The 18,069-nt window shown below is 30.4% G+C and carries 12 protein-coding genes and 1 pseudogene; 7 read left to right on the top strand and 6 right to left on the bottom strand.

What is annotated here, in order from left to right; genetic code table 11:
* Positions 1 to 142: 142 nt before the first annotated feature.
* The 3 genes and pseudogenes from amaB to G507_RS16500 form a co-directional block, all read right to left on the bottom strand.
* Positions 143 to 1,696 (bottom strand): L-piperidine-6-carboxylate dehydrogenase, encoded by a 1,554-nt coding sequence (gene amaB, locus G507_RS0106240; RefSeq protein ID WP_026716691.1) that lies wholly within the window; start codon positions 1,694 to 1,696, stop codon positions 143 to 145.
* 195 nt (positions 1,697 to 1,891) lie between these two features.
* A complete protein-coding gene (locus G507_RS0106235) occupies positions 1,892 to 2,425 on the bottom strand; it encodes a 3-hydroxyanthranilate 3,4-dioxygenase (protein WP_026716690.1) in 534 nt (177 codons plus the stop codon).
* Between the two features lie 516 nt (positions 2,426 to 2,941).
* Positions 2,942 to 4,030 (bottom strand): annotated as a pseudogene (locus tag G507_RS16500) (endonuclease/exonuclease/phosphatase family protein); the annotation flags it as partial.
* Positions 4,031 to 4,170: 140 nt separating this feature from the next.
* On the opposite strand from G507_RS16500, the gene G507_RS0106225 reads away from it, so the two are divergent.
* The 4 genes from G507_RS0106225 to G507_RS0106210 all read left to right on the top strand — a co-directional run bounded on the left by G507_RS0106225 (position 4,171) and on the right by G507_RS0106210 (position 9,680).
* Complete coding sequence (locus G507_RS0106225; RefSeq protein WP_026716689.1) at positions 4,171 to 6,957, top strand: TonB-dependent receptor; 2,787 nt, start codon at positions 4,171 to 4,173, stop codon at positions 6,955 to 6,957.
* Between the two features lie 13 nt (positions 6,958 to 6,970).
* Positions 6,971 to 7,603, top strand: a complete 633-nt coding sequence (locus G507_RS0106220) for a choice-of-anchor J domain-containing protein (RefSeq protein WP_035665733.1) — start codon at positions 6,971 to 6,973, stop codon at positions 7,601 to 7,603.
* 6 nt (positions 7,604 to 7,609) lie between these two features.
* Entirely contained in the window at positions 7,610 to 8,971 is a 1,362-nt protein-coding gene (locus tag G507_RS0106215; RefSeq protein ID WP_026716687.1) for a DUF5689 domain-containing protein, read from the top strand.
* Positions 8,972 to 9,074: 103 nt separating this feature from the next.
* Entirely contained in the window at positions 9,075 to 9,680 is a 606-nt protein-coding gene (locus G507_RS0106210) for a lipoprotein signal peptidase (protein ID WP_026716686.1), read from the top strand.
* Here the strand turns inward: G507_RS0106210 and G507_RS0106205 are convergent.
* Genes G507_RS0106205 through G507_RS0106195 form a run of 3 tightly spaced genes read right to left on the bottom strand, consistent with a single transcriptional unit; the run spans position 9,677 to position 12,503 of the window.
* A complete protein-coding gene (locus G507_RS0106205) occupies positions 9,677 to 10,240 on the bottom strand; it encodes a 5-formyltetrahydrofolate cyclo-ligase (protein ID WP_026716685.1) in 564 nt (187 codons plus the stop codon). The genes G507_RS0106210 and G507_RS0106205 overlap by 4 nt on opposite strands.
* Positions 10,215 to 11,471 (bottom strand): pyridoxal-dependent decarboxylase, encoded by a 1,257-nt coding sequence (locus G507_RS0106200; protein WP_026716684.1) that lies wholly within the window; start codon positions 11,469 to 11,471, stop codon positions 10,215 to 10,217. Before G507_RS0106200 ends, G507_RS0106205 begins: the two co-directional genes overlap by 26 nt.
* Positions 11,472 to 11,528: 57 nt before the next feature.
* Positions 11,529 to 12,503 carry a succinylglutamate desuccinylase/aspartoacylase family protein gene (locus G507_RS0106195; RefSeq protein ID WP_026716683.1) on the bottom strand — a complete coding sequence of 325 codons (975 nt, stop codon included), beginning with the start codon at positions 12,501 to 12,503 and terminating at the stop codon, positions 11,529 to 11,531.
* 102 nt (positions 12,504 to 12,605) lie between these two features.
* Between G507_RS0106195 and uvrC the strand changes: the two genes are divergently transcribed.
* From uvrC to G507_RS0106180, 3 genes are all read left to right on the top strand, one after another.
* On the top strand, positions 12,606 to 14,405 hold the full coding sequence (gene uvrC, locus G507_RS0106190; protein ID WP_026716682.1) for an excinuclease ABC subunit UvrC: 1,800 nt from the start codon (positions 12,606 to 12,608) through the stop codon (positions 14,403 to 14,405).
* A 4-nt stretch (positions 14,406 to 14,409) separates the two neighbouring features.
* Positions 14,410 to 16,668: a patatin-like phospholipase family protein gene (locus tag G507_RS0106185; RefSeq protein ID WP_245575600.1), complete on the top strand. Its 2,259-nt coding sequence runs from the start codon at positions 14,410 to 14,412 to the stop codon at positions 16,666 to 16,668.
* A 175-nt stretch (positions 16,669 to 16,843) separates the two neighbouring features.
* Complete coding sequence (locus G507_RS0106180; RefSeq protein WP_026716680.1) at positions 16,844 to 18,004, top strand: homogentisate 1,2-dioxygenase; 1,161 nt, start codon at positions 16,844 to 16,846, stop codon at positions 18,002 to 18,004.
* The last annotated feature ends 65 nt before the right edge of the window (positions 18,005 to 18,069 follow it).

The raw sequence follows: 18,069 nt of genomic DNA, 5'->3' as shown, positions 1-18,069 counted from the left end.
ATATTAACCTTACAAAGAAAAAAAAAAAAACGATTTGTCAAAGCTTTCGCACAGAAATATAGATAAAAAATAAAAAAACCTGCAAAAATATTTTACAGGTTTTTTGATATTTAAAAATGTCTTAATACTTAATACTCATTTACTATAAATCAAACTTAATTCCTTGTGCTAACGGCAATTCGTCTGAATAATTTACAGTATTTGTTTGTCTTCTCATATATACTTTCCAAGCATCAGAACCAGACTCACGTCCACCACCAGTTTCTTTTTCACCACCAAAGGCACCACCAATTTCAGCACCAGAAGTTCCGATGTTAACGTTAGCAATTCCACAATCTGAACCTGCGAATGATAAGAATTTTTCTGCTTCTTTTAATTCGTTAGTCATAATTGCTGATGATAATCCTTGTACAACTCCATTTTGTAAATCAATTGCGTTTTCAACTTCACCAGAATATTTCATTAAATATAAAACTGGAGCAAATGTTTCATGCTGTACAATTTTAAAACTATTTTCAGCTTCTATGATTGCAGGTTTTACATAACATCCAGATTCGTATCCTTCACCAGAAAGAACTCCACCTTCAACTAATACTTTTCCACCTTCAGCTTTAGCTGATTCAATTGCAGCTAAATAAGTGTTTACTGATTCTTTGTCAATTAGTGGTCCGATATGATTTTTTTGATCTAATGGATTTCCAATAGTTAATTGACCATAAGCACCAACAATTGCATCTCTAACTTTATCATAAACTGATTCGTGAATGATTAATCTTCTTGTAGAAGTACATCTTTGTCCAGCCGTTCCAACTGCGCCAAATACAGCACCAGGAACAACAACTTTTAAGTCAGCTGTTGGTGTAATAATAATTGCATTGTTTCCACCTAACTCTAATAATGATTTTCCGAAACGCTCCGCAACTTTTGCACCAACAATTCTTCCCATACGAGTTGAACCTGTTGCAGAAATTAATGGAATTCTAGTATCAGTGGTCATCATTTCACCCACTTTATAATCACCGTTAATGATAGAAGAAATACCTTCTGGTAAATTATTGTCTTTTAAAACTTCAGCAATTATATTTTGACAAGCGATTGTACATAAAGGAGCTTTTTCTGAACCTTTCCAAACACAAACATCACCACAAATCCAAGCTAGAGCTGTATTCCAAGCCCAAACTGCTACTGGAAAATTGAATGCAGAAATGATTCCAACAACACCAATTGAATGCCATTGTTCTCTCATTACGTGACCAGGACGTTCTGAAGGAATTGTTTGTCCGTTTAATTGTCTTGATAAACCTACAGCAAAATCACAGATGTCGATCATTTCTTGCACTTCTCCGTAACCTTCTTGTAAAGATTTACCCATTTCGTAAGAAACTAATTTTCCTAATGGTTCTTTTAATTCTCTTAATTTGTTTCCAAACTGACGAACAATTTCTCCTCTTTGTGGAGCTGGCATTGCTCTAAATGTTTTGAAAGCAGCTGTTGCGCTTTGCATTACTTTTTCGTAATCTGCAGCAGTTGTTGTTTTTACTTTTCCTATTAATTGACCATCTACAGGTGAATAACTTTCAATGATTTCTCCGTTTGAAAACCATTCGTTTCCTGTTGAGGTTCCTTCGTTAATGGCTTTTACTCCTAGTTTTTCTAGTGCTTCAACCATTCCGAATTGTTGTGCTATTGTTGACATTGTAACTTTTTTTAGTGATTTTGTTATATTATTAGCAAAAATAAGGCTTTTTTTTGACTTTTTTTGCAATTGTTGTTACACAATAACTTGTGATTTTAAGATTTTGCCCTAGCCCAGATAGAAACGGCATCCTTTTTATTTATTTCCAAAATAAATAAAAAGATATAGTGAATAGCTGGAAATAGCTTCTAAAAATTATTTTACAAATCGTTTGTCAGTTTCCATAACTGTTCCACAATTATCGCAAGTTCGTAATTCTTTTGAACCGTAAAAATGTTTGAAATGCGCTAGAAAATCGACTTCAATATCTTTTAGTTCAAAGTAAACTTCGTATAATTTGTGATTGCAATTGTCACAAAACCAAAGTAAACCATCGGGAATATCTTGTCCCGCACGTTTTCTTTCAACGACTAATCCAATAGAGTTTTCTTCACGAACTGGTGAATGAGGTACTTTTGCAGGTAATAAAAACATGTCACCAGCACCTAATTTCATTGCTTTTTTCTTGCCTTCATCCTGAACATAAACCGTAATATTTCCTTCTAATTGGTAGAATAATTCTTCGGTTTCGTTGTAATGATAATCTTTTCTAGCATTGGGTCCAGCAACAATCATTACGATATAATCACCTGAACTTATATATAGATTTTTGTTTCCAACAGGTGGTTTTAGTAAAGCTCTATTTTCTTCAACCCATTGATTAAGATTGAATGGTTTTTGAATTCCCATAATATTATATTTAGTCTTACGAAGTTACTAAAAATAAAAAAAGGTTAGCGTTAACTAACCTTTAATTTATATGTAAAAGTAAAATTATTTTGTGATTGAAAGCGTGCTTTCTTTGTAGTTTACCTCTACAGTTCCAAGTGTTTTCAATGTGTTTTCTCCAATTACTAAATCAGATGAAATACTATTAGTAATTACAGCAGTTACATTTGATAGTGTGAAACCATTAAACTCAATAGTATCAATTAACAAGGTAGCACCTTCTGGAATTCTTCCGTCAGCTAAAGAATATGCCTGTTGACCAGAATAGTTTTCAGGTTTAACTTTTCCTGTTTTTAGTAAAAATAATGCTTCTTTTCCTGAAATTAATATGTCTTCAACTTCTGCATCATATACAAAGCTAGAATTGTTTTTGTTAACGGTGCATGGAACTTCAATTTGTCCTTCTTTATTTTTTGTAAAAGAGATGCTTTTTTTGTTAGAAACGACATTTGTAACTACTTTTTTAAATGCTCTTTGTTCTCTAATTAGATAAACATAAACTGGAAAGTGATCACTAAATCCGGGAACTCCGTTTGAATTTCTTAAAGGATATCCTTTATATTGTCCTTCTTTTTGAATTAAGAAGTCTTTATTATAAACTCCAGCTTTCCAAAAAGTCCAAGATGAATAATCTTTATTTATGTATGGTTCTGTTAATAAAATTTGATCAAATAAATCCCATGAGTCTCTATAAGCTAAAGATCCAATTCCATTATTTGACATTTCTTCCATGGGGTTAAAAACACCGAATTTTTTTAGATCTTCTTTGTGAGCAACAGCACCAATTTGTTTTTTAATACTCTTGTTATAAGGGCCATCATTCATATCTCCCATTGTAATTACTTTTGCATTAGGATTTATTTTGAATAATGAATCAATTATTTTTCTGTTTAAAGCACCGGCAGCTTCTCTGTATGGGCTACTCTTTTTCTCTCCACCTGAACGAGATGGCCAGTGGTTAACAATAAAACTAACTTCTTCACCATCTAAAAGTCCTGTTACAAGTAATTGGTCTCTTGTGTAAACTCTACTGGATTTTTTATCTATTGATTCAGCGTCGTCTGTTTCTTCATTTTTTTCTTTTTTTGACTTTACATTATCATCCTTATAAACGTATAACGGAACATTATTATAACTAGTAGGAGTAAAATGTAATGGATCATATAAGAATCCAGTGTCTATACCTCTTTTATCAGGAGAGTCAAAATGAACGATTTTATAATTTTTGTCAATTAAACGAGGTTGTTTAACTAAATCTTCTAGCACTCTTCTGTTTTCAATTTCACAAACACCAATTATTGTTGGTGATGCTTTTTGTTGGTCATTAGTTCCAATTTGGGTCAAAACCCTACTTAGATTGTCTAGTTTCTTCTTGTAATTTTTGTAAGTCCATCCTTTTGAAGGTAAATATTCTTCATCATTAATAATAGGATCATTAATCGTGTCAAATAAATTTTCTAAATTATAAAATGCAATGGTGTGTAATTCGAATTTCTTTTCTTGTGAAACCCCTTTATTTACTGAGATTACTAATAAAAAGGCAATAAGGAATTGTTTAATTTTCATAAATGGTATGTTATTTTAATATCAAATTTATTCAAAGACGGTGCCAAAGGTAGATAATATTATTAAAAGTTGTACATTTGCAGACTGTTAAGTGTAGTTCTTAACATAACTTTAATATACGATTTAAACATTATTTTTTTATGAAAAAACTATTATTCGGTATTTTATTATTAATACAAACAATGGTTGTTTTTGGTCAAGAGGCTAGTTTACAGGGTAAAGTGATTGATTCTAAAACTTTAAAGCCACTCCAAAACGTTGTATTGACAATTGAAAGTACTAATCAATCTAAAGTGTCAAATTCTAATGGAATTTTTAAATTTGACCAAGTACCTTCGGGAAATCATTCTTTAATTATCACTTACACGGGTTATACTACTCAAGTGTTTCAACTAGAATTAACAGAAGGAGAATTATTAGATTTGGGAACAGTTGTTATTGAAGAAGACATTACAACAGAAAAACAAATGAGTTTAGTTACCATTACAGAAAATGACTTAGGTGACGACAATAGTGGTTCTGAAAGTACATCAGGATTATTACAAGCTACAAGAGATGTATTTCAACAAGCTGCAGCTTTTAACTGGGGACAAGCTAGATTTAGAGTTCGTGGTTTAGACAATGAATATGGTGTTACCATGATTAATGGCTTAGCTATGAATAAGATTTATGATGGAAGACCACAATGGAGTAACTGGGGTGGATTAAATGATGCTACAAGAAACCAAGAATTTTCAATGGGAACAACTCCAAATGATTATACTTTTGGTAATATATTAGGAACTCAGGAAATTAATACAAGAGCCTCTTTCTACAGACCAGGAAATAGAGTTACTTTCTCAGGAACAAATACAAATTATAGTTGGAGAGCTATGGCTACTCATGCATCTGGATTTAACAAAGATGGTTGGGCATATACGCTTTCTGCTTCAAGAAGATGGGCTCAAGAAGGATATTTTCAAGGAACAGATTACAGTGCAAATTCATTATTTGCTAGTGTTGAGAAAAAAATTAACGAAAAACACAGTTTAAACTTAACTTCGATTTTTGCTCAAAACAGTAGAGGAAAAAGTTCGCCTAATACACAAGAGGTTACCGATTTGATGGGTGTTGATTATAACTCATATTGGGGATACCAAAACGGTAAAAAAAGAAACTCAAGAGATAAAGATATTCAAGAACCAATTGTGATCTTATCTCACTACTGGAAAATTAACGAAAACAATAGGTTAAATACTAATGTTTCTTATCAAACTGGTTCGATAGGTAACACAAGAATTGACTTTACAAACGGAAATAATCCTGACCCAACATATTATAGAAATTTACCAAGTTATTTTTTAAATACATTTGATAATGACGGTAATTATACTCCAAATCAATTAGGAGCAGATAATGCCAGAAATTTCTTTTTAAACAATAGTCAAATTAATTGGAATTCAATTTATATTGCTAATCAAAATAGTTCTTATCCAGGAAGAAGTATCTACGCTTTGTATGAAGATAGAACCGATGATGATCAATTTAGCGCAAATTCAATTTTAACATCAAGCTTATCTGATAATATTAGTTTAAATGCTGGGGTTTCGTTTAAAAAATTAAAATCACATAATTTTCAAAACCTAATTGACTTAATGGGTGGAAGTTATTATTTAGATATTGATCAATTTTATGTTGGAGACGCTTCTCAAACAGATTTAAATAATCCAAACAGACAAGTGGGTGAAGGTGATACTTATGGGTATAACTATAACTTAAATGCTACTGTCGCAGATGCTTTTACACAATTTAAATTTTCTTATAATAAGGTAGATTTTTATTTAGCTCAATCTTTTTCAAAAACAGAATATCAAAGAGAAGGTTTATATAGAAACGGAATTTATGCAAATAACTCTTTTGGAGATAGTGAAAAGGTAAATTTTGAGAACTTTGGTTTCAAAGGTGGATTAACTTATAAAATTACAGGTCGTCATTTGTTAAGTTTCAACGGTGCATATTTAACAAAAGCTCCAAACTTAAGAAATACATTTTCTAATGCTCGTTTAAACAATAACTACACTCCAGATTTAACTAGTGAAAATATTATGAGTTTAGATGCAAGTTATATTATCAGAGCACCTAAATTAAAAGCTAGACTTACTGGTTTCATGACAAAAATTCAAAATACTAGAGAAATCTCTTTCTATTATGCTGAAAATATATCAGACGTTGTTGGTGATGAAGATGCATTTATTAGTGAAATTGTAACAGGAATTAATAAAAAGAATATTGGTCTTGAATTAGGTATTGAGTATCAAATTACATCAACAGTTAAAGTAAATGGTGCTGCTTCTTACGGACAATATATATATGATAACAATCCAAATTTATATATTAATGACGATGCTCAGGCAAGCCCAACAAACCCTAATCCTTTAACTTCTTTTGGTAATGCTTATTTAAAAGATTACAAGCAACCAGGAATGCCTCAACAAGCTTACTCATTAGGTTTAGAATATAGATCACCGAAATTTTGGTGGATTGGAGCTAACGTTAATTATTTAGCAGACAGTTATATTGATGTTTCTAATGTTTTAAGAACAGAAAATTTCACACTTGATAATGCAGGTATTTCTTATGATGGAGCTGATGAAGCAACAGTTAGAAGTCTTTTAAAACAAGAAAAATTTAGTTCTTTTACTTTGGTTAATCTAATTGGTGGAAAATCATGGAGAATTAGCAAGAAAAATAGAAATACAGTTGGTATTTTTGCATCTGTAAATAATATATTTGATATTGAATACAAAACTGGTGGTTTTGAACAATCAAGAAAAGCAACTTTTCCAGATTTACAACAAGATTTAGTAAGTGGTACAAGAACTTTTGGGCCTAAATATTTCTATGGATACGGAAGAACTTATTTCTTAAACTTCTACCTTAATATATAATAAAAAAAGAACTATGAAAAATATATTTATAAAACCAATTGTCTTAATTGCATTAATGACATTAACTTTTACAAGTTGTGTTAAAGAAGATGACTTTGCTATTCCAACTCTTAAACCCGTTATATTTACAGAAAATTTCGAAGAAATTACTGCTGGTAGTGGTTCAAATGAGATAGCAATTGATCTTGAAGGATGGATAAATACTAATACATCTAATACACGTGTTTGGTCTGGTAAATCATTTAGCGGAACTAAATTTGCAGAATTCTCTTCTTTTTACTCTGCTGCTGGATCAACGGATGATGCATGGTTAATAACAAAATCAATTGATTTATCTGCTTCAGACAGTAAGGTAATATCTTTTAGTTCAGTGAATCGCTTTTATAACGGAAGCGTTTTAAAAGTTTATATTTCTGAGGATTATGACGGAACTATTCCAGGAATTACTACTGCTACATGGAATGAATTAAATCCAATTCTTCCAACAAGTAGCGCTCAAAATGATGTAAGAGTATCAAGCGGACCAATGGATATAAGCAGTTATAAAGGAACAAATGTAAGAATTGCTTTCAGATACCAAGGAAGTAAATCTACAAACCCAACAACTACTTTTCAATTAGACGATATCAAAATTTACGAAAATTAAATAGCTATGAAAACAATTAAAAATTTAACATTAGTATCACTTTTGGCAATCTTTTCGGGTTGTGCAAATAGTGATGAGTACAATACACCAGACTTGTCTTCTGAGTGTGTTAGTTTAACTGCTACAAAGACTGTAGCGGATATTACAAATGCTGCTACTTCAACAGCAACATTATATTCAGGAGATGATATAATTGAAGCTTACGTGACTTCAAGTGATGAAGGTGGAAATTTCTACAAATCACTTTCTTTTCAATCAGTTGATGGTACGAAAGGATTTAGTATGACAGTTGATACATACAACTTATTCAATCAATTTGAGCCAGGAAGATTGGTTTATATTAACATGAAAGATCGTTACGTTTCTTCTTACCAAAGTTCTTTTGTTATAGGTAATTTATACAATGGAAACGTTGGAAGAATCAGTGGTGTAGAATATAAAGATGTTTTAAAAAGATCATGTACTAAAGTAGATGAAGATGATATTGTAAAAAATTTAACAGTTGGAAATGCTAAAAACAACCAGTATTTAAATATGTTAATTGAGTTTAATAATGTTCAATTTACAGATGCTTCTTTAGGTAAAACTTTTTATGATCCTTCTGTAAATAGTTTTGGAGGTGCTACCAATCACCTTATTACTGATGAGTTTGGTCAAACTATTATTGTAAGAATTAGTGAATTTGCTAATTTTGCATCAAATTCAATCCCAACTGGAAGTGGAAAAATTAGAGGTGTTTTAACTAAATATAATAGTGATTATCAGTTTATGATTAGAACTATGAATGACGTTAATTTACCAAATGATCGTCTTGATATTGATTTTTATCCTCCAATTGTTGGAAGTGGTATAGTTTTTAACTCAACATTAAACGAGCCTTTCACTTCTTACACAACTACTAATCAACAAAGTTTTCCTAAGTACATCAACGATGCTGCAGAAGGAAGTAGATATTGGCAAAGAAAAGCATTTGGCTCAAACACATACCTTCAAATGTCATCATTTGGTGGTGGAAATACAGAAACAAATAAATCATTATTTATTGTTCCAGTTGATATGACAGCCGCTAATACTTTATCATTTAAAACAAATGATGGATATAATAATGGTGCAACACTTAAAGTATTTTATACAACGAATTATGTTCCAGGTAGTCAAATTACAACTGCAACTTTAGTTGATATTACTTCAAATTTTACTATTTCTACTGGTAATACAAATGGCTATGGCTCTTCATTTACTAATAGTGGAGTTTATAATATTCCAGCTTCAGTTACTGGAAACGGATTTTTCGTATTCCAATATTTAGGAAACGGAGTTTCTGGACCAACTACAACATTACAATTAGATGATATTGTTATCAATTAATTAGGTCTTAAATCCTAAAATAATAATAAAAAAACGCTCTTATAATAAAGGGCGTTTTTTTATACGATAAAATCTATTACTTTTGTGAAACAAATTTCAAAAAATGTCATTAAAGAAAGCCTATCTCTATATATTTATTGTTCTATTAATTGATCAAATTTCTAAAGTCTATATCAAAACCAACTTTTTCCTAAATGAAGAAGTAAAAGTTTTTGAATGGTTTAGAATTCATTTTATAGAAAATGAAGGAATGGCTTGGGGTGCTGAAATACCAGGAGATTATGGTAAAATAATTCTAACTGTTTTTAGAATTTTTGCTGTTTTTGGAATTGCATGGTGGTTACAAGACTCACTTAAAAAACATAGTTCTAACTACCTAATAATAGCTATTATTTTAATTTTTGCTGGAGCATTAGGAAACATTATTGATTCTGTATTTTATGGCGTTCTCTTTAATGATAGTTATCATCAAGTAGCGACTTTATTTGCAGAAGAAAATTATGGAACATGGTTCCACGGTGAAGTTGTAGATATGTTCTATTTCCCTTTTGTTCAAAATTATCCAATGCCAGAATGGGTTCCTTTTATTGGGGGAAAACCATTTACCTTTTTTAATGCAATTTTCAATGTGGCTGATTTTGCTATTTCTGTTGGAGTTGGAATTCTAATTGTTTTCAATAAGAAAGCTTTTGGAGCAGTTGAAGACTAAAATCTAATTATTTGTTCAGTATTCACACAAAAATCTAATTTAATATCATTTTCAAACACATCTTCAATTAATTCTTCTGTTTCAAAGAACGACAAGCCTATTTTAACAACATTAGGCCTGCATTTTGAAAGAAATTTGTCATAAAAGCCTTTTCCGTAACCAACTCTGTTTCCTTGCTTGTCGTAGGCTAAAAGCGGCACAAAAACAACATCAATCATTTCGGCAGGAACAGACAAACCATTTATGGGTTCAGGAATATTATATTCGTTTTTCTTGATTTTAGTATTATCAGTCAAAAGAATATGATGCATTGAAGTTGTCTCAAAATCTGATCTTGAAATCACAATTTCTTTGTCTTTTGCTTGTAAAATATTTAAAATAAATTCAGAATTGACTTCTTTTTGTTCTTCAATAGGTAAAAAAATATGAAAATAAGTATTGTCCCAAATATCTAATTTCAATAATTGATTGGCAATAGCTAAACTCTTTTCCTCAATTTCTTCAAGTGAAAGTTTTTGTCTTAATTCTTTATACTTAATTCTTAATTCCTTCTTCAACATACATAGTCGCTTTTAATTCGTCTATAAAAATAGTCAAATGTTCGACTTCAACGTGATTCATCACTACAATTTTATACCATTTGTTTTCCCCATGATGCTCTTGAGGAACTAAATGATATTTTTTAGCTAATGCTTTAGGTACATATTCATCTTGAATCGTTACAATATTCATGTATGGTTCTCTGAAGTATTTTACATTCAATTTATCCAATTCATTACATAAAAATTGAGTTCTCATTTGCAAAACACTTGTTTTTTCAAACCAACCAAATGGGCCATAAGTAAATAAAATCATCCAAACAGCAACTGCATTTGCGCCAGAACGACTTCCACAAAGCGTTAAATCCATGCCTTCAACATATTTGGCCTCTTTGGTAATTACGTTTTCAATTAAATTTTTTCTGCAAATAAAAATTCCAGTTCCATAAGGTGCTTGAAGCATTTTGTGAGCGTCAATTGTGATAGAACTTATCTTTGGATTACAAAAATTTATTACTGATTTCTGATTGTTAAACGGATAAACAAATCCACCATAAGCACCATCAATATGTAATTTATAAGTTAATTGATGTTTTTCTAAAAGGGAAGTGTAAGTTTCAGGATTGTCAACCGAACCAAACATTGTTGTTCCCATATTTGAAACCACAATAAAATATTTTTTACCATTTGCTTTCGCGATAAGCAATAATTCTTCTAATTGAATTTCATCAATTGCTCTACTTTCAAAATGAACCGGAACACTAATTCTATCAATTTGCAGTAAATTAGCTCCTTTTGGAATGGAATAATGTGTGTCTTCGGATGCAATAAGAACTATTTCATCTAATTTTGCATCAAAATCATTCATAAATAAATTACGATAAATCCAAAAGGCTTGAATGTTAGCTTCTGTTCCACCTGGAGCAATGTAACCATCAAATTCGTTTGGTTTTGCTTTAAAAATATCAACGGCTAGGACATTTAAAACTTCTCTTTCGATTTCTTGTGTGCCGCTAAAAGCACTTTCAGAATCACCAAAAGTATGACAGCCAATATTGTTTGGATTAGCTACATACGTTTGTAAAGTTGGAGCGTCTTTTAAAAAAGGAGCATCATCATAAAACACTTGTCCATCTAATTTTGAAGCAGGATAACCGAGTGAAATATCTTTAGAGAAGCTTATGTTATTTTGAAGGGCTTGTTCTATTCTGTTTTTTCGTTCTTCTTGCGAAAGTTTTTTCCAATAGTGCATTGTGTTAGTTTTGAGAACAAAACTAACCTTATTTAATGCCTTAAAATATGATAAATGTTAGCTTTGAGTTTCTAATTTTGTAGAAATATGAAAAACTGCATCTCCTTGATAAACAATTGGTGCGTCATTTACATTAATGATATATCCATCATTTGGCGCTTTTAGTTTATGTTCTACTTTTCCAAAAGGATCTGAAATCATAGCCAAAACATCTCCTTTTTTCACAAAACTTCCAACAGTTATTAAACCATGGAACATTCCTGAAAAATTAGCTCTCACCCAATTTGATTTTTCTATGAATAAGGTTTCTTCATTTTTAAGTATAGCTTCTAGTTTAGGATTTAACATATCTAAATGTGCCAAAAAACGTTTTGAACCTTGAATTCCATCTTCAGTTATCATATCATTTAAATCCAAAGATTTTCCTCCTTCAAACAATAACATTTTTACACCTAGCCTTGTAGATGCATTTCTAAAAGAACCAGAAATATTTTTAGAATATAAGGTGAAAGGTGAATTAAAGACCGAAGCCAATTCTTTTAATTCTGGACTATTGGGTGCAATTCTAATTTGCGGTGCATTAAAACGACTTGCTCCACCAGCGTGAAAATCAACAGCATAATCTACTTTTGGGATAATTTCTGAAACCAAAAAATGAGCAAATCTACTAGCTAATGAACCATTTTTGCTACCAGGGAAAACACGATTTAAATCTCGTTTATCTGGAAACTCTCTGGATTGATTAATAAATCCAAAAATATTTATAATTGGAATACAAATTATAGTTCCTATTTTAGGTTTGTTGATTTTTTTTCTTATAATTTGACGTACAATTTCAGTTCCGTTAATTTCATCACCATGCAAACAAGCACTAAATAAAACCGTTGGGCCATCTATTTTTGATCGCTCAATAATTACAGGAACTTTAAGCTTTGTCATGGTGTGTAATTTTGCAATTTCAACATCTATGGTTTTACTTTCTCCAGGCAAAATTGTTTCTCCTAAAAGTTCTATAATTTTATTCTTTTTCATAAATCTATAATAAGTGTTAAAAGTAGTAATTTCAAGAATAGAAAATAGTAGTACAATAAAAATCTATGTAAATTTGTGCATTAAGTGTTACAAAATAAATAAATGAACAACCCATCACTCGAACTTCAAATTCAAACTCTACCTGATAATCCTGGTGTCTATCAATATTTTGATAAAGACGACAAGATTTTATATGTAGGTAAAGCGAAAAACCTAAAAAAGAGAGTTTCGAGTTATTTTAATAAAAACCATGATAATTATAAGACTAGTGTTTTAGTTAAAAAGATAGTTTTGATTAGGCATATTGTAGTCGCAACAGAATCTGATGCTTTGTTGTTGGAAAATAATCTAATTAAAAAACTTCAACCGCGTTATAATATTCTATTAAAAGACGACAAAACTTATCCTTGGATTTGTATTAAAAATGAACCTTTTTCTAGAATTTTCCCAACAAGAAGAGTAACAAAAGACGGTTCAGAATATTATGGCCCTTATACCAACTTTAAAATTGTCAATACAATTTTAGAAATGATCAAAGAATTATATCCATTGCGAACTTGTAATTATGATTTATCTCAAGCTAATATTAAATCAGGAAAATATAAAGTTTGTTTAGAATATCATATTGGCAATTGCAAAGGACCTTGTGAAGGATTAGAATCTTTAGAAAATTATCACAAACAAGTAGAAGCTATTCGTCAAATTTTAAAAGGAAATTTTAAAGACAGTTTAAAAGAATTCAAAATTCAAATGAAAGCTTTTGCTGAAGATATGCAATTTGAAGCCGCTCAAAAAGTCAAAGAAAAAATTGAAGTTTTAGAAAATTATCAAGCAAAATCGACTGTTTTAAATCCGAAATTGTCTAGTATTGATGTGTTTTCTATTGTTTCGGATGAAGCAATGGCATACGTAAATTTCTTGCAAATTTCCCACGGAGCAATTGTACGTTCTCATACAATGGAAATTAAGAAAAAACTTGAGGAAACGGACGAAGAATTATTGGAATTAGCTGTTGTAGAACTTCGCGAACGTTTCAAGTTATTATCACGTGAAATTATTTTGCCTTTTCCATTATCTTTAGGCGAGAATTTAAAAATTACCGTTCCGCAATTAGGAGATAAAAGACAAATTTTAGATTTATCGATTCGAAATGCCAAATACTATCGAATGGATCAGTTGAAACAAATTAAAATTGTAGATCCAGACAGACACACCAATAGAATTATGGCTCAAATGAAGAAAGATTTACGACTTTCTGTTGAGCCAAGACATATAGAATGTTTTGATAATTCCAATATTCAAGGAACAAATCCGGTTGCCGCTTGTGTGGTTTTTAAAGATGGAAAGCCAAGTAAAAAAGATTACCGTCATTTTAATATAAAAACAGTTGAAGGTCCAGATGATTTTGCTTCTATGGAAGAAGTGGTTTACAGAAGATACAAGCGTTTGATGGATGAAAACCAACCTTTGCCTCAGCTAATTATTATTGATGGTGGAAAAGGACAGTTGTCTTCAGCGTTAAAAAGCTTAGATGATTTAGGTTTAAGAGGAAAAATTGCAATAGTCGGAATTGCAAAACGATTAGAAGAATTGTTTTATCCTGGTGATTCTGTTCCGTTATATTTAGATAAAAAATCGGAGAGTTTGAAAATAATTCAATTTTTGAGAAATGAAGCGCATAGATTCGGAATAACGCATCATCGTGATAAACGAAGTAAGGCTGCTTTGACAAACTCATTAGAATCAATTCCTGGAATTGGAGAAAAAACTATGATTACATTACTAAAACATTTCAAGAGTGTTAAAAGATTACAATTAGCATCAGAAAAAGATATTTCTGAGGTCGTAGGACTTTCAAAAGCGAAAAAAATAACCGAATTTTACAAAGTAAAAGAAAATTAATATTTTGAAAATTAACAACATAGAAATAAGAGTAAAGAAAAAAGAGAATAAACTTCTCTTGAAATCTTATGCTTTTATATTTCTCTTTTCTTTCTTCTTTCTTCTCTTTTCTTCTTCAACCAATGCTCAAGATTCTATAAAAAAACCAAAAATCGGATTAGTACTTTCTGGTGGTGGAGCTAAAGGATTGGCTCATATTGGTGTTTTAAAAGTTATAGATTCTCTCAACATTAAAATTGATTATATTGGTGGAACAAGCATGGGCGCAATAATTGGAGGATTATATGCTTCTGGTTATTCTGGAAAAGAAATTGAATATGCTTTCTCTCAAATGGACGTTGAAAAGTTGATTCAAGATTTCGTGCCAAGAAGTTCTAAAGGATTTAATCAAAAAAAGAACGATGAGTTGTATATTTTGACCTTGCCTTTTAAAAATTTTAAGATTTCTTCTCCAAGAGGTTTGTCCAAAGGAATGTATAATTTTAATACTTTATCACAATTAACTTATCATGTAAGAGATATAAAAGATTTTAGTAAATTACCTATTCCTTTTTTTTGTGTAGCAACAGATATTGAAACTGGAGATGAAGTTTTATTAAAAAAAGGCACTTTATCTGAGGCTATGATAGCTAGTGGAGCTTTGCCTACACTTTATAATCCAGTAGAACTTGATGGCAAATTGCTAGTTGATGGGGGTGTTAAAAACAACTATCCTGTAGAAGAACTTAGAAAATTGGGTGCCAATATAATAATTGGTGTTGATGTTCAAGAGGGTTTAAAAGACAGATTAGAATTACAAAGCGTAACAAGTGTTTTAATGCAAATTTCAAACTTTAATACTATTGAAAAAATGCACAATAAAATACTTTTAACCGATGTTTATATTAAACCAGATATAAAAGGCATGTCTGTTCTATCTTTTGACAAAAGTGAGGAAATTATTAAAAAAGGTAAAGAAGCAGCGGTAAATCAAACAGAGAAATTAGTTAAACTTCAATCCAAAAATAACATTCAGAAAGAAAAAATTGAAGTTAATGATTCAATTACTATAAAAAATCTTAGTATTAATAGTCTTAATAATTACACAAGAGCCTATGTTCTCGGTAAGCTAAATTTCAAACAAAACAATAAAATTACTTTTAAAAAATTTGAAAAAGGGATAAATGGACTAAATGCTACAGATAATTTTGGATCAATATTATACAGTTTTGACGACAAAAACAATTTAACATTTAGTTTAAAAGAAAATCAAATAAATACATTTATCAAATTCGGATTGCATTATGATGATTTATACAAAAGTGCATTATTAGTCAATCTTACTCAAAAAAAATTACTTTCTAAAAATGATGTAGCTTCTTTAGATATTGCGCTTGGAGATAATTTTAGATATAATTTTGATTATTATATTGATAATGGTTTTTATTGGAGTTTTGGAATTAATTCAAGATTAAACACATTTAATAAAAACATACAGAACGATTTTAATGATGGAACTACTCTAACAAACTTGGATATTAATTCGATTAATATAGATTTTTCTGATTTTTCAAATCAAATTTTTGTAGAAACAATCTTTAGTAAGTTGTTTTTAATTGGAACTGGAGTAGAATTAAAGCATTTGAAGATTCAATCACCAACCTTACAAAATGTTACCCCCGTTTTTGATAAGAGTGATTATTTTTCAGTGTTTGGAAATATAAAATATGATAGTTTTGATAAAAAATATTTTCCAAAATCTGGTTGGTACATAAATGGAGAAATAAAATCATATTTGTTTTCTTCAAATTTCAATAATAACTTCCAACGTTTTTCAACTTTAAAAGGAGATATAGGTATAGTAAAAACATTTTACAAAAAAATATCGGTTAAACTACAATCAGAATTAGGTTCTATTATAGGGGAAAGAACTATTCCTTATTTTGATTTTATTTTGGGCGGTTACGGATACAATAAAATTAATAATTTCCAACACTTTGTGGGATATGATTATCTAAGTTTATCAGGAAGTAGTTATATAAAAGGCTCGGTAATGTTTGAATATGAGTTGTTTAATAAAAACTATCTTAACTTCACTGCTAATTATGCTAATGTTGGGGATAGAATTTTTGAATCTACAGACTGGTTTTCTCATCCAAAACACTCTGGTTATGCCTTTGGGTATGGTTATGATTCGTTAATTGGACCTATAGAAATTAAACATTCTTGGTCACCCGAGACAAGAGATCATTATACTTGGTTTAGTATTGGGTACTGGTTTTAAATAAAATCAATTATTTTTTCCGATATTTGTAGTAATGAAAAAATGGGACAACTTATTAGCACACTTAAAATTCCTCATCAAGAGAAATCCTGAATGAAGTAAATTCTTTTTGATTGTTCACTAAAGTTATGGATAACCAAACTTTTAAGCTTTTAAACTTTTAAACAAAAAGAAAATGCCACTATATCACACCTTAGGAAAAATTCCACCTAAACGTCATACACAATTTCGCAAACCAAATGGCGATTTATATTATGAACAGTTATTTGGAACAGTAGGATTTGATGGAATGTCAACAAACTCCTATCACGAACAAAGACCAACGCAAGTAAAAGAAATTAAAAAACAATATAGCGTTGCACCAAAAATTGCCAAAGAAAACAATATTCAATCCTACAAATTAAAAGGTTTTCAAGTAAGTCCAGAAAAAGATTTCCTAGAAAGTAGAAAAATTGTGCTTACTAATTCAGATTGCCATATTGTACTTTCTGCACCACAAAATAAAACCACAGAATATTTCTATAAAAATACCGATTCAGATGAAATGATTTTTATTCATAAGGGATCTGGAAAACTCAGAACTATTTATGGAAATATAGATTTCAAATACGGTGATTATTTAATTATCCCAAGAGGAATTATCTATAAAATGGATTTTGATACAGAAGATAATCGCCATTTTATTGTCGAATCTCGTAGACCAATTTATACCCCAAAACGTTATAGAAACTGGTTTGGACAACTTTTAGAACATTCTCCTTTTTGTGAAAGAGATATTCGTCGTCCATATGAATTAGAAACTAATAATGAATCAGGTGAATTTGTTATAAAAGTAAAAAAGAAAGATGAAATTATAGAAATGGTTTATGCTTCTCATCCTTTTGATGTTGTAGGCTACGATGGATATAATTACCCTTATGCTTTCTCTATTCACGATTTCGAACCTATTACCGGAAGAATACATCAACCACCACCAGTTCATCAAACTTTTGAAACCGATGCTTTTGTGATTTGTTCTTTTGTACCAAGATTATACGATTATCATCCAGATTCTATTCCTGCACCGTACAATCATAGTAATATAGATTCTGATGAAGTGCTATATTATGTTGATGGTGATTTTATGAGCAGAAATGATGTCGAACCCGGAAATATTTCCCTTCATCCTGCTGGAATTCCACACGGACCACATCCAGGTGCAACAGAAAGAAGTATCGGGAAAACGGAAACAAAAGAATTAGCCGTTATGGTAGACACTTTTAAACCGTTAATGGTCACAGAAGAAGCTATGAAGATTGCAGATGAAACGTATTTTCAATCGTGGTTAGATAAATAAAAGAATAAAAAACAGAGAGAAAAGAGAAAACACTTTTCAAATTTAAAATATAATAGAATTTCGAA

It is taken from the genome of Flavobacterium gelidilacus DSM 15343 (assembly GCF_000422685.1).
GTDB classification, from domain to species: Bacteria; Bacteroidota; Bacteroidia; order Flavobacteriales; family Flavobacteriaceae; genus Flavobacterium; species Flavobacterium gelidilacus.
Note: the sequence above shows the minus strand (reverse complement) of the source record. Positions and strands in the feature narration are given on the sequence as shown.